Source organism: Parapedobacter sp. SGR-10 (genome assembly GCF_011030405.1).
Lineage (GTDB): Bacteria > Bacteroidota > Bacteroidia > Sphingobacteriales > Sphingobacteriaceae > Sphingobacterium.
In genome coordinates, this window is the sequence record NZ_JAAJTJ010000001.1 from 410,095 (window position 1) to 423,915 (window position 13,821).

The window sequence follows — 13,821 nt, forward strand, 5'->3', positions numbered from 1 at the left end:
AATTATCGTCTAATATCTGATTTTATTTTTTATTTACCAATTTATTTTTGGGCATTCCCAAAGGATTTAGACAAGAGGAAAGACTGAAAAGACATAAATCAAGACTTCCAAAGTCTTATCGTCGTGGTGACTTACTAGACTTTGGAAATCGCTATTCTGTGATCGCCAACAGCCTGTCTCTTAACAATAGACAAGCGCCTATGGGTGCATATTTTTCGCCATGGGTGGATATAACGATTTTGGTGTCTTTGTTGACAATAGACAGCGAATATTTGTTGATAGAATTCTTCAGGGGCAGACTCAAGTACTCCTCAGACTTAGCCAACACTCCTCCGATGATGATCAGCTCGGGATTGAAAATATTGATAAGGGCTGCTAGCCCACGTCCCAGCTTTTCTCCGATTTCATTAATGGCTTCGATGCACAGGGTATCGTCTCTCTTTGCCGCATGGATGATATCATTCAGACGAATGTCTTCGATGGTGCTGAATTTCTTAGTAAGAATACTGGTTGCACCGGTTTCGATTGCTTCTATTATTCTTTTTCGCAGTGCATGGCCAGAGGCTTCCGTTTCCAGACAGCCCTTCTTGCCACACTTGCAGATAATATCGTTGTCGAATATGGGGATATGGCCAAATTCTCCCGAAAACCCGGATTTGCCATAATACAATTGTCCATTGATCATAATGCCTAGACCTATTCCATTGTCGACATTGATGAATAACGCATCTTTTTCGTTGGTCACGATACCGCTTGAAAACTCGCCATACGAAAGGGCTTTGGTATCGTTCTCAAGAAAGGTGTGTATACCGAGTTCCTGTTCGAAAAAATTGGACAAGGGATCTTCGTAAAAATTGAAATAACTGTACGAATACCCGGTTCTGTAATTTATTCTTCCCGACAGATTGATACCGATCCCTAATATTTTTTCCCGTTTGATATGGAGCTTTGAGATAAAATCTTTTATTTCTTTACAGATGTCGTGCAGGGACTGCTCGCTGTTTTCCAATTGGAAGGGAATTTCATCTTTGCTGGCTACCAGTTCTTTTTTCATATTGATCATGGCGATCGAGATATAGTCGTGACTGACCTGCGCACCGATGAAAAATGCCGAGTTTGCTTCTAAGCCATAGTTATTAGGCTTTCTTCCTACATTTGATGTCTGTTTGCCATAATCCTTTACTAGGCTTTCTTCGATCAATTCATTGATGGATTCGTTAATCTTGGGAATACTGACGTTAAATTCTTTACTTAGCTCAGCAATAGTACCCAGCTCATGGACGGCAAAATAAGCCAATATCTTTTTCTTCAGCCTAATATTTTTATAGGCTACGCCGCTGATATTGGCATTGTGCAGATCGGTAAGGAAGTTTGAACTCATTTTGTTAAATAAAAAACTTTATTAATGAAGCGGTTAAATATAGCAAAAAGTTACTTATATGGACTACTCCATGCAAAATAGGCACTTTAAAAGCCCAGCATTATTAAATCTTTTTTAAAACCCCATTCGGCCCAAAGTAATCAACAGATAAAATAATTATTAAATTTTTTTAAAAACTAATTTTGTTTTGATGATTTTATTTAATAAAATTGAGCAATATTTCCTGCTATAAGGAATATACGCTCTTGATAAGATGATGATAAATATAACAATAACCAACTTTAGACATATATCGTGAGACAAGATAAATCAACAACACTCCATCCTATTTATTGGATTCCTACGACTTGGTTTGCTATGGGATTACCTTTCGTAGCCTTGTCGGGAGCAAGCTCAATCATGTATAAAAACATGGGGGTATCCGATACACAAATCGCCTTTTGGACATCATTGATCATGCTACCGTGGACTTTGAAACCCTTGTGGGGGCCCTTTCTGGAGATGTATAAGACAAAAAAATTCTTTGTATACATGACCCAGGTGTTTACAGGTGTACTGTTTGGATTGGTCGGCCTGACCTTACAATTGGATCATTTTTTCAGTTTTTCGATAGCTGTATTGACGATCATTGCCATTAGCGGAGCCACCCATGACACAGCGGCCGATGGTGTGTATCTAAATGAACTAAATGCCAAGCTGCAGGCTAAGTATGTAGGTTGGCAAGGAGCCTTTTATAATATAGCCAAGGTTTTTTCGGGAGGAGCACTGGTCTATTTGGCCGGGCAGTTGGAAGGAGAGATAGGCATACGGAATGCCTGGATGATTGTCATGTTTGTCTATGGCGCCATCATGTTGATATTGGGGCTGTATAATATGCGTGTCTTGCCTTCGTCCCAAAGCGTGGTGCAAACAAGTTCTTTGAAAGAGGGTTTTCACACGCTAAAAGATGTGATTATCACCTTTTTTCAGAAAAAAAACATTTGGTATAGCCTCTGTTTTATTGTGCTTTACCGTTTTGCGGAAGGACAAGCGATCAAGATTATCCCACTTTTTTTCAAGGCTTCGCGAGCTGATGGTGGTTTGGGGCTGAGCACCTCCGAAATAGGCTTGTTGTATGGTGTATTCGGATCGATCGCTTTTGTGCTAGGCTCTATTGTCGCCGGATATTATGTTGCTAAAAGGGGGCTGACCCGAAAGACCTTGCTTATTCTGTGTGCCGTTTTCAACCTGCCTTTTGCCGCTTATGCATTTTTGGCTATAGCCATGCCGACAAATCTTTATACTATCGGTGCTGCGGTCGTAACCGAATACTTTGGGTATGGATTTGGCTTTGTGGGCCTTATTCTGTTTATGATGCAAAACATAGCACCTGGCCCCTATAAGATGGCCCATTATGCTTTCGGAAGCGGTTTGATGAACTTAGGTTTTATGATTCCCTCAATGATTAGCGGATTGCTGAGCGACTACCTAGGGTACAAAGAATTCTTCATTTGGGTACTGATAGCCACCATTCCGGCCTTTGTAGTGACATGGCTCGTGCCCTTGCAAAAACCGGAAGAAGAAATCTTGGCGACAGAGTAATCAAAATTATAGTTCCTTTGGGCCTGGTTTCCATCTAATTGCAAAAGAAAATAAGTCAACCACACTTGTTTATTAATAAATAACAAATTTATCATCTTATTTTTAAATAAAATTAAAAATAACTTGTTTGTTTAAAATATTATTTCTTATTTAGCATATTGTTACACCTAATATCTCTGTTATGATGCATTATTTTTCGAGACTTTTTTTAGGCCTATCCATTTTAATTCTTCTATCCTGCAATAAAGAAGAAAAAATAGGCTTGTATTCTGTTTATCAATTAGACAAGTACAGATTGGATAAGCCGGTTATAGATTTGGACACTACCGTATGGGAGAAACAGACGGGACTGATGGCTAATTTTCCGAGAGGGATTACGATTTACAAGAGTAGCGAAAAAGTAAACAGCAAAAATACGAACATGTATTTATTGGCTTTTAATCCCCGTCTCAATATTGACTTGAAACCTGTTGTTTCCACTGTAGCTAAAACTCCTACCACATTTTTTAACGAAGAAAACGGTGAAGTGTATGCTTGCGTGAACGGGGGATTCTTCTCGGGCACGACAAGTTTAAGCTTGGTGATGTACAATTCAGCGGTCGGTTCTGTGAATGTAAAATCTTTGACACGGGTATATAACGGAGCGAACACAACATACTATCCTACACGGGCAGCATTCGGTTTGGATAAAGATTATAAACCGTCTGTATCGTGGGTATATAGTGTGGGTACTGGAAACGGAGAGTTGTATGCATATCCGCAACCAAGTCCCAATGCAGAAGGCCAAGCTCCCCAAATAGCACCAACAGCATCGTTTCCAGAAGAAGGCGCATTGTGGACACAAACTACTGCCATTGGGGGATCGCCTATGCTGATAAGAGACTCTATTATTCATATTACTGATGTGGAGGAGATGATTACGACGAGTGCTACTCCTACTTCTTCAAGGCCGAGAACGGCGATAGGTCATCTGAAAAATGGCAATGTTGTGCTGTTTGTTGCAGAAGGAGGAAGCACCAACATTCCAGGTTTGACTTTACAAGAATTGGCTCAACAAATGTTAAGCTTAGGCTGTGTAGGAGCTGTAAATCTGGATGGCGGAGGTTCTTCGTCGTTGGTCGTGGATGGAGAAACAACAATCAAACCTTCGGATGCTGCAGGAGAAAGAAAGGTCATCAGTGCTTTAATCGTAAAAAAGAGATAGAATGATGCAGAGATTTTATGTAATCCTATTCTTTTTGACCTGTGCATGGGCACAACTATTCGCACAGACCAAGACAGATGTCATCATTGTCGGTGGTGGAGCCAGTGGGACAATGGCTGCGATTCAAGCGGCCCGTTTGGGTGCCCATGTGGTTGTGATCGAAGAGACGGTATGGTTGGGCGGTATGTTGACTTCGGCGGGGGTATCTGCTATCGATGGTAATCACAGACTGCCTTCTGGTCTATGGGGGGAGTTTCGTCAACACCTATATGATTACTATGGTGGTCCGAAAGCAGTAGAAACAGGATGGGTAAGCAATACGTTGTTTGAACCATCGGTAGGTAACCAAATCCTCCAAAAAATGGTCAAGGCAGAAAATAAGGTCCAGGTATTGTTCGAAACGTCCTGGAGCAATGCCCGAAAAACAAACGGAGAATGGTTGGTAGACATTAGTTCTAAATCGGGTAAAAGTTCGACTATCCAGGGAAAGATCCTTATCGATGCAACAGAACTTGGCGATGTCATGGCCTCTTTGAAGGTACCGTACTATTTGGGTATGGACAGTAAATCCTTGACCGGAGAACCTTTTGCCTTAGAGGAAGCAAATGACATCGTACAGGATCTGACTTATGTCATCACACTCAAAGATTTTGGTAAAGGAGCAGACAAAACGATAAAAAAGCCAAAAAACTACGACAAAGAAGAGTTTGCCGGCTGTTGCGATGTGTCCGACCCGGCTACATTCAACAAAGACAACAACGACTGCTTCAAGATGTTGACTTACGGTCGCTTACCGAACAATAAGTTCATGATCAACTGGCCGAAGAAAGGCAATGATATTTACCTGAACATCATCGAGAAAACCCCTGCCGAACGCGCTAAACTCTTGGAAGAGGCCAAGCAGATGACGCTACGCTTTGTGTATTACATACAGTCCGAACTGGGATTCAAAAATTTAGGAATAGCATACGATGAGTATCCAACCAAAGATGGTTTTCCGATGATCCCTTACCACCGTGAGTCAAGGCGTTTACAAGCCAAGTCTTTATTCTCTTTACAGCATATCACGACTCCTTTTGATACGCCAGAGGCCTACTACCGTACGGGTGTCGTGGTGGGCGATTATACGATTGATCATCATCATTATAAATATGGTAATGCTCCGGAGATCGATTTTGTCAAGATACGCGTACCATCTTACAATGTACCTATGGGGTCACTGATCCCCAGGGATTATGAAGGACTGATCGTCGCCGAGAAAAGCATCGGTGTAAGCAATATCGTGAACGGAGCTACCCGCCTGCAACCCGTGGTATTGGGTATTGGGCAGGCTTCCGGAGTGATTGCAGCTTTGGCTGTCCAACGGGCTACAGCTCCGTCACAGGTGTCCATTCGTGAAGTGCAGTCTGTCTTATTGGATCAGAAAGCGTACATCATGCCGTATATCGATGTACCTGCAACGGATCCGCATTTCAAAATTCTGCAAAAAACAGGCGCTACAGGTATACTGAAAGGAACCGGTATTCCGTACAAATGGGCAAATCAGACCTGGTTTTATCCCGAGAGGGAAATCAGCGAATACGAACTTTTGGTCGGTTTGAGAAGCTATTTCCCTTTGTTGAATAACAACTGGACAGCTTCGGGAGAGCCTTTGACCGTGAAAGGCTATCAGGAGATCGTAAAATCCATAAACAAAGAGATCTCCATTGCTGATTTGAACGGGATATTGTCCCGTGGAGGATATAGCGTAGAGGTAAATGCCGATACCAGGTTGAATCGTCGATGGGCTTCGGTTTTGTTGGACGCACATCTTGGCTTGTTTGAAAAGGAAGTAGATTTTAAAGGAAATATAAAGAATTTTTAAACCTAAATTTTAATAGTTATGTATAAATTCATTCAATGGACTTCATTGAGGCTAAGCTTTCTGTTGATGATATGCTCTGTCACCTTGGTGTATGGGCAGGAAAGACAGGTAACAGGCCGGGTTCTCAACAATAATGGTGAACCGTTGGAGGCAGTCACAGTCAAGGTAGACGGTAGTAATACGGTCTCCCGCACGAATAGTAATGGTGCGTTCTCCATTAAGGTTCCCAATACAAACGGCAGGTTAGTCTTTAACTATCTTGGTTACGAAACACAAACGGTTCAGCTCGACGGCAGAACAGTTTTAGACATTAAGATGGTGCAAAGTAGCTCCATGTTAGAAGATGTGGTTGTCATTGGATATGGCGAGCAAAAACGATCTGACCTGACGGGTGCGATCGGGAGTGTCAAAATGAAAGATCTTCAAAAGGCTCCGGTAAAATCTTTTGACGAAGCTTTGGCCGGACGTGTTGCTGGTGTACAGGTGACTTCATCCGAAGGCCAACCTGGATCTACGATTGATATCGTCATCAGAGGGATAGGCTCTATTACACAAAATGTAGGCCCCTTATACGTCATCGACGGAATGCCTGTCGAAAGCCCAAACGATGGAGGGTTGGCTGCAAACCCTATCAACGCTTTGGATCCTGCGGATATAGAGTCGATTGATATATTGAAAGATGCTTCTGCGACAGCTATCTATGGAGCGCGCGGCGGAAACGGAGTAGTCATTATCACCACGAAAAGAGGAGCTTTGTCTGCTCCCACAATTGCCTATAACACTTATTATGGGTTTCAAAACAGCACAAGAAGACAGGAAGTACTCGGTCCATACGATTTTGTGAAGTTGCAATGGGATATCGATTCGGTTCGGACCAAGGGGTTATATCTCCAAGGGGGTGAAGTAGATATGGAGGATTACAAATTGCTCGATGGCATTAACTGGGAAAATCAGGTGATGCGTACTGCACCAATGTCCAACCATCACCTTTCTTTCAAGGGCGGTACGGCACAAACTAAATATAGCGCATCCCTCTCCCGGATTAACCAGGAGGGTATCATCCTTAATTCCGGTTTTAACAGGACACAAGGAAGGATTACCCTGGACCAGGAAGTGAATAAGAAATTGAAACTGGGATTGGATGCTTCTTATTCTAATTATAAAAACTACGGTACACCTACTTCGACAGCAGGCTATAATCACGAGTTGAATTTATTGTTCAGTGTGTGGGCATACAGGCCGGTTTCTGTGACAAACACCAATTTGTTGGAGGAAGGGTTAGATCCTGAGATCGAACAATCGCAAGAACATCGTTTTAATCCTATAATGACCACCCAAAATGAACTTCGGGAGAATTATGGGACCACTTTTACGGTCAACGGCTATGCAGAATATGAACTGTTCAAAAATCTTAAATATAAATTGTCCGGAACTTTTTATAAAGGTAACCGAAGATACGATACATTCAATGGATCCAACTCCCGAACTGGACACGAATTCACGAACTTCCAGTTGAACGGTTCCAGAGCTTTTTACGAATCCGATAGGTGGTATGTATCCAATCAATTGACATACATCAAAACTTTTGCCAAGAAGCACTATGTCAATGCAATGGCAGGTTTCACTGCGGAGCGAACTTCCGGACTGAACTTTGGAGCTATGGCGATCCGGTTGCAAAATGAAAACCTGGGGTTATCCGGCTTGGATGAAGGAGAACCTAATAGTATTTCTTCTTTTTCGACAGCGGCGAGTATGGCTAGTTTTATGGCGCGTGCGATGTACTCCTATGATTCAAGATATTTATTTACGGTAACTAACCGTTTGGATGGTTCATCCCGTCTATTGGGCGATAATGTATATGGCTTTTTCCCTTCTTTTGCTGCGGCCTGGCGCATCAACAATGAACAGTTTATGAAAAGGGCTACATGGGTATCCAATGCAAAACTACGTGCTTCCTGGGGACGCACAGGAAATAATGCGATAGGAAATTTTGCTGCTCACGCTGCTCTTCAAAGCCAAAATACTTCCGGCTATGGATTCGGTGGATCTGTTATCCGGGGTGTGATACCGACTTCATTGGGTAATGCGGCTTTAAAATGGGAAGCATCCGAGCAAACGGATATAGGTCTGGATATGGGTTTCTTCAAAGAACGGCTCACATTCACGGTGGACCTTTATCGTAAGAAAAGCCACGATCTGTTGATGAATGCCAACTTATCCCCCTCTACCGGATATTCTTCTGCAATGAAGAATATTGGCAAGATTCAAAATGACGGGCTGGAACTCACGTTAGGGTTTGTTCCTGTCCGGAAAGCATTTACATGGACATCGGATTTCAATATTTCGTTCAATCGCAATAAAGTTCTGGCATTAGTAGACAATGAGACTTCCCGATTGACGGCTGTAGGATGGGGCGATGACTGGCGTACTGTGGAAGCTTATGTAGCGAAGATCGGTCAACCGGTTTCGCAGTTCTATGGTGTGCTGTGGGATGGGGTGTACACATACGATGACTTTGATTTCGATGGCGTCAACTATACCTTGAAACCGACATTAACAGCCAATGGTATGGGAGCTAATACCATACAGCCTGGTCACATCAAATACAAAGATCTAAATGGCGACAGGCTGATCAATGAGTATGACAAGGTAGTCATTGGTAACCCATTGCCCAAGCATTTTGGAGGATGGTCCAACAACTTTATGTATAAGGGATTTGATCTGAGTGTATTTCTTCAATGGTCTTATGGAAATGATATTCTGAATGCCAATAGATTGATTATGGAGTCGGGTTACAAATACAACACCAACCAGTTCGCAACGTACAGGGATCGCTGGTCTCCGAGCAATCCCGATGGAACATTGCCGGCTGCCCGTGGTTCTCTCTATAAAACGTATTCTGACCGTGTGGTTGAGGACGGCTCTTTCCTGAGGTTGAAAACGGTGTCTCTGGGGTATAATCTACCGACAAATTATATAAGCAAAGTGAAGCTTTCCCAGGCACGTTTGTATTTTACTGCACAAAATTTACATACATGGACCAATTACTCCGGTTATGATCCGGAGGTATCCATTCGTGCCAGTGCCCTGGTTTCAGGATTTGACTATTCTGCATATCCACGAGCGAGGACATATACTTTTGGTTTGAACGTCACATTTTAATTTTTTAAAGTTAAAGAGATGAAAAAAATAATTTTAACTGGATTTTTGGGTGTATTCTTGCTGATTACCTCATGTAACAAGTTTTTGGAGGAAACCCCTACGGATTTTGTGGCTCCGGCAAATTACTACACCAATGAGAAAGAAGTCTTCTCTGCCCTAGCGGGTGTGTACGATATATTGGGCAAGACAGGGACGTATGGCAGATACCTTTTCTTTGAAATGGATATGAGTGATGAGAGCTATTTTGGTCTGTCCAGTACTTCACAAGACATCGCTTTGTTGAATTACGATATAGGAGACACGAAGTTGCTGACAACCTGGAGCCTTCTTTACGAAGGGATTAACAGGGCAAATATGCTGTTGGAAAACATTGATAAAGCCGATATGCCGGACAATCTGCGGGAGGTATATAGAGGCGAAGCTTTATTTTTAAGGGCATATTACTATTTCGTCCTGACCACAAATTGGGGTCGGATACCTTTGCGATTGTCCTCTACGAAAACCCCAAGTGATGTGGATATGGCTCCTGCTACCTATACAGAGATCTACGGACAGATCGCAAGTGACATGGAGACCGCAGCAGATAAGGTGGCGGATATTACCACATTCAACAATGCGGGACGTGTCTCCAAGTCTGCTGTATGGGGTGTACTGGCACGGGTCAACCTGAAAATGGCCGGGGCACCACTCCGGGACATTTCACGATATGCCGAAGCAAAAAAATGGGCCGAAAAAGTAATAAACTTTGGCTATCACCGATTGAATGCGGATTACAGTCAAGTCTTTAAAAACCATGCACAGGGCGTGTATGATACACGGGAATCTATATGGGAAGTAGAGTTTTCCTATATCTCGGGGGCACAGCATGAAGAAGGGATGGTGGGCTCTATCAATGGTATAGGAACATCAAATACGACAGTAGGATATAGTTATGGTGCGCAACGGGTCATGAAACCTTACTACGATTTGTTTGATGAGGACGATGAAAGAAGAGACTGGAATATCAATACCTATACGTATGCTACGGCACCAAGTACAGCACAGGTACCCTATGCAGCAGGGACAGCCGCCATCATTTACAACCGATACGCTTCTAAGTGGAGACGGGAATTTGAAGTGTCACCTCAGAAAAGCACTAATACAACTGTGATTAATTTTCCGTTACTGCGCTATGCAGACGTGTTGCTGATGTATGCCGAAGCAGACAATATGCTTCCCGGCAATCGCAGCACACAGGCTGATGAATATGTCAATATGGTGCGCAGAAGGGCGTTTGGAAAGCTTAAGGCAGGAGCCACGGATATCGAAGCTGCTGACTTGTCTCCGGGACTGGATGAGGTCCTTTTTCAGCAAGCGATCCAAAAAGAGAGATCTTTTGAGCTTGGATTTGAAGGACTCCGAAGGTTCGATCTGATCCGATGGGGTACCTATATATTGACTATGGAAAACCTGCGTACGTACAAAGCGTCGGCCAACTCAAGTTATCAATTTGGATTCAGAACTGTAGAGAACATTTCAGATAGGGATACACTCTTTGCGATACCGCGCAATGAGATGACTGTAAACAAACTCATGGAGCAAAATAATGGATGGTAATTATAAATCATAATAAGATGAGCATATTAAAAAAACTTTTGGCGATTGCGATAGTGCTTTCAACATTTTCTTGTACAAGGGACGAATTGCTGGATCCCGTGGTGGATGTCTCGATAGATAAGGAGGTATATAGTACCGAGGATTCCGTCGAGTTTCACTTTTCTGGCTATGCAGATATGATAACTTTTTACTCTGGCGAAAAGGGGAAAGAGTATAAAAACCGTAACAGATTGGAACTGGAAGGAGGAGACTTGATCTTAAACATGGAAACGCAGGTTCTCTACGGCAGTCAAACAGATAATCTCAAACTTTACCTATCCACAGATTTTACCGGAGAATATACAAAAGAGGGTGTTGAGAAGGCCACATGGACAGATATTAGTGACAGACTCACCTGGTGTGTGGCAGCAGGCGGTGCAGTAGGTGTTCGGACGATTTCGGACTATGCCAGTGTTTCGGATTTGCTGGTATCGGGCAAACCTGTATATTTTGCATTCAGATATGTAGGTGAAAAGCCACCTAGCACTACACCTACCCAACGTACCTGGAGAATATACCAGTTCAATATACAGAACAAATTTTCAGAAACAGAAATCATTCCGGTGACTGACCGGGTAAATGCAGGCTGGACATCGGTAAGTATCTCAAATCCTGGCGGGAAAGGTGTTTGGTTCCTGACACATGCCGACATGATATACTATAATCCGGAAAGTAACCTGGAAGCTGTAGAAAAATGGGTAATAACGAAAAGGTTTGACCCCAATAAAGTCGCCCCGGACAATGGCAAAGCCATCAAAAAATATCCGGATAACCAAATGAGCAGTTTCAAATATAATTTTCCCGAATCAGGAGAATATGAAGTAACTTTTGTTTTTGTTAACAGCAACTATAAGGGGATAAAAGAAAGCGTCAAGACTATAAAAGTAAAAGTAGAATAAGCATGATACAACACATTTTTAGATTTTTTTTAGCAGCAACCGTATTTACTTGTGGAATGGACACGTATGCTCAGGAAGCAAATTTATATTTTGCCAATAAAAAGGAAGAAGCTGTCATTAAATCCGGTCAAATCGGTAATATCGTAAAACTGGACAATTTTTTAAGAACTGATTTTGCAAAAATAGCCTATACCAAAACAGTACGTCCAGGGCCTCAATTTATCATTTCGGACGATCCGGAGTACATTCGTGTACCCGAAGCCATTGCTTTGCAGGAAGACGTTGTCCCAGGGGCTGTCCGATTGTACGTCTACAATGTGAATGGTGTGAAAGAACCGCAAAAGATCAAGAGAAAAATTACAGCTGTCATTAAAAACACGGGTAAAGAGGTTCTGTCTATTCGCATGCTAAAATACTCTTCCCAAAAGCCAAGCACCAATTATTTTCAAGTAGGCAAACAAGGCCTGGAGGATTATTTTGCTTCGGAAGTTTCAAATAATGTACGCACGGTACAACCAGGAGAAGTTATTGCCATTGATGAGCAGCTGGAAAGGAATGTCGTTGAATACGACGAATTGGTACATGGCTTTTATGAGTTTGTCATTGATCAGCCTGCTCAGATCAGTGTCTTACAGACCTCACCCGAAAAAAGTGGCCCTGAGGCGTTTGCTACGATCAAGAATATCATTCCTCATAGTCATGGCAATGCAGGAAGAGGTCTTTTCGGTGTTTCGAACTATGCTATTGCAGGAGTAGATACATTAGATACTAAAAATGGGATTTCTCAACTTATCATTGCCGATGGCCACGATGATCCTTGGATAACAGGTACGATCGGAGCCGACAAGGCTTATGCCCGAAATGCAGGCAATTACGGGGTATTGTATAGTACAAACATCAAATGGAAAAGTACAGATGGAAAAGGACTAGCTCTCCTTACATGGAATTCCCGTTCGGCAGACAATAAATGGTGTGGCGGAATGGGGCTGACTATGGAACTTTTTGACAGCAAGGGGGCCAAAACCATACGACAATTGCCCGGAGATACATTGATCACCAAAGCTGCACCAGAGGCTATTCTTGTAGAAATCTACAGACCTGACCCAACAAAAGAAATTCAGGAGATCAATTTTACCTATTCACCTCCCGGCGCTTCTTGTTTGCCTACTCCATTGATTTTTGTACCGATAGATCTGAAATAAAATGAAGTTTAACTATATAACTGGCTTGGGGATAATGGTTTTGATGATCTCATGTGCTCCCTTAAAAAAGAACGAAACGGATAAAAGATCCGATCCTAAAAATAATTATGCAGATTTTTTTCCAAATGAAGTTCGTCCCGATGTTTCAAAGCCCTGTTTTGAGGGAGCATATTACAGGAAACTGGTTTCCAGTACAGACAATTGGGTGGGCATAAGAGGTACAGTAATTTTGCCTCAAATTATATTTGATGACACCCGTAAAAATCCTAAGAAACCCAAGCAATACCTAGATAATCCTTCTATTTACCTTGGCGGAAATGTCGATGGGCAGGAGACGGATATTGGCTTGAGCTGGGAAGTAATCAAGGACAAACAGGGCAATATTTCCGAAGCACGCGTAGCGTTTCGACCTTTTTTAAGAAGGACATCTCATAAATCCGGTCAGGAAAGTATCTTTTTGAACGGTCCCGCGACAGAAGAATATTATTGGTATCCGGGAGAAGAGGTATTTTTATCGTTGGAAACAATCGGTAAAGGCCTGGTGAAATTTATAGTTGAGGGAGCGGGTAAAAAGTATGAAACAACTTTTGAATGTGCAGGATACACGTTAGAAAATAAAGGAGAGTTTAAACGGGTAAATGCGATCGATCAGATGGGCAATGAAGGAAAACCTGTACAGCCGACCAAAACGAAAGTAAACGGCGGGAAATGGCTACATACAGATTTGTTGCGCATGGAAAACGGAAAGGTTCTGATCGTTCCGTTTCAGAGCGAAAGATACACAGAAATGAATTGTCCTAACGTGAGTTTCTTTTCGGTGATGGCTTCAGATGCGGAGAAAAGGAAAGGAGCCGAAGAAATCAATATCAGCGGTACTGGTCATTAATTAGGGT

At 42.5% G+C, this 13,821-nt stretch carries 9 protein-coding genes; 8 read left to right on the forward strand and 1 reads right to left on the reverse strand.

The genetic code is table 11. From position 1 onward, the window contains the following. Nucleotides 1-151: 151 nt before the first annotated feature. On the reverse strand, nt 152-1,381 hold the full coding sequence (locus tag G5B00_RS01685) for an ROK family protein (protein WP_163871506.1): 1,230 nt from the start codon (nt 1,379-1,381) through the stop codon (nt 152-154). 294 nt (nt 1,382-1,675) lie between these two features. Here G5B00_RS01685 and G5B00_RS01690 point away from each other — a divergent pair, with 294 nt between their 5' ends. The 8 genes from G5B00_RS01690 (at nt 1,676) to G5B00_RS01725 (ending at nt 13,814) form a co-directional block, all read left to right on the forward strand. After that, nucleotides 1,676-2,962, forward strand: coding sequence for an MFS transporter (locus G5B00_RS01690; RefSeq protein ID WP_317168823.1), 1,287 nt, complete (start codon nt 1,676-1,678; stop codon nt 2,960-2,962). A 295-nt stretch (nt 2,963-3,257) separates the two neighbouring features. Further along, complete coding sequence (locus G5B00_RS01695; RefSeq protein WP_205966248.1) at nt 3,258-4,166, forward strand: phosphodiester glycosidase family protein; 909 nt, start codon at nt 3,258-3,260, stop codon at nt 4,164-4,166. A gap of 1 nt (nt 4,167) precedes the next feature. Next, a complete protein-coding gene (locus G5B00_RS01700; protein WP_240894345.1) occupies nt 4,168-6,030 on the forward strand; it encodes an FAD-dependent oxidoreductase in 1,863 nt (620 codons plus the stop codon). 18 nt (nt 6,031-6,048) lie between these two features. Next, the gene (locus G5B00_RS01705) at nt 6,049-9,192 is read left to right on the forward strand and encodes a SusC/RagA family TonB-linked outer membrane protein (protein ID WP_163871508.1); all 3,144 of its coding nucleotides are present in this window, start codon (nt 6,049-6,051) and stop codon (nt 9,190-9,192) included. An 18-nt stretch (nt 9,193-9,210) separates the two neighbouring features. Next, the gene (locus tag G5B00_RS01710) at nt 9,211-10,788 is read left to right on the forward strand and encodes a RagB/SusD family nutrient uptake outer membrane protein (RefSeq protein WP_163871509.1); all 1,578 of its coding nucleotides are present in this window, start codon (nt 9,211-9,213) and stop codon (nt 10,786-10,788) included. A gap of 17 nt (nt 10,789-10,805) precedes the next feature. Further along, nucleotides 10,806-11,726 carry a DUF5017 domain-containing protein gene (locus G5B00_RS01715; RefSeq protein ID WP_163871510.1) on the forward strand — a complete coding sequence of 307 codons (921 nt, stop codon included), beginning with the start codon at nt 10,806-10,808 and terminating at the stop codon, nt 11,724-11,726. 2 nt (nt 11,727-11,728) lie between these two features. Further along, nucleotides 11,729-12,928 (forward strand): copper amine oxidase, encoded by a 1,200-nt coding sequence (locus G5B00_RS01720; protein ID WP_163871511.1) that lies wholly within the window; start codon nt 11,729-11,731, stop codon nt 12,926-12,928. 1 nt (nt 12,929) lies between these two features. Then, the gene (locus G5B00_RS01725; protein ID WP_163871512.1) at nt 12,930-13,814 is read left to right on the forward strand and encodes a hypothetical protein; all 885 of its coding nucleotides are present in this window, start codon (nt 12,930-12,932) and stop codon (nt 13,812-13,814) included. Nucleotides 13,815-13,821: the final 7 nt, after the last annotated feature.

Coding starts and splice junctions, on each gene's coding strand:
- G5B00_RS01685 (WP_163871506.1), bottom strand. CDS start 1,381: ATGAGTTCAAACTTCCTTACCGATCTGCACAATGCCAATATCAGCGGC.
- G5B00_RS01700 (WP_240894345.1), top strand. CDS start 4,168: ATGATGCAGAGATTTTATGTAATCCTATTCTTTTTGACCTGTGCATGG.
- G5B00_RS01705 (WP_163871508.1), top strand. CDS start 6,049: ATGTATAAATTCATTCAATGGACTTCATTGAGGCTAAGCTTTCTGTTG.
- G5B00_RS01710 (WP_163871509.1), top strand. CDS start 9,211: ATGAAAAAAATAATTTTAACTGGATTTTTGGGTGTATTCTTGCTGATT.
- G5B00_RS01715 (WP_163871510.1), top strand. CDS start 10,806: ATGAGCATATTAAAAAAACTTTTGGCGATTGCGATAGTGCTTTCAACA.
- G5B00_RS01720 (WP_163871511.1), top strand. CDS start 11,729: ATGATACAACACATTTTTAGATTTTTTTTAGCAGCAACCGTATTTACT.
- G5B00_RS01725 (WP_163871512.1), top strand. CDS start 12,930: ATGAAGTTTAACTATATAACTGGCTTGGGGATAATGGTTTTGATGATC.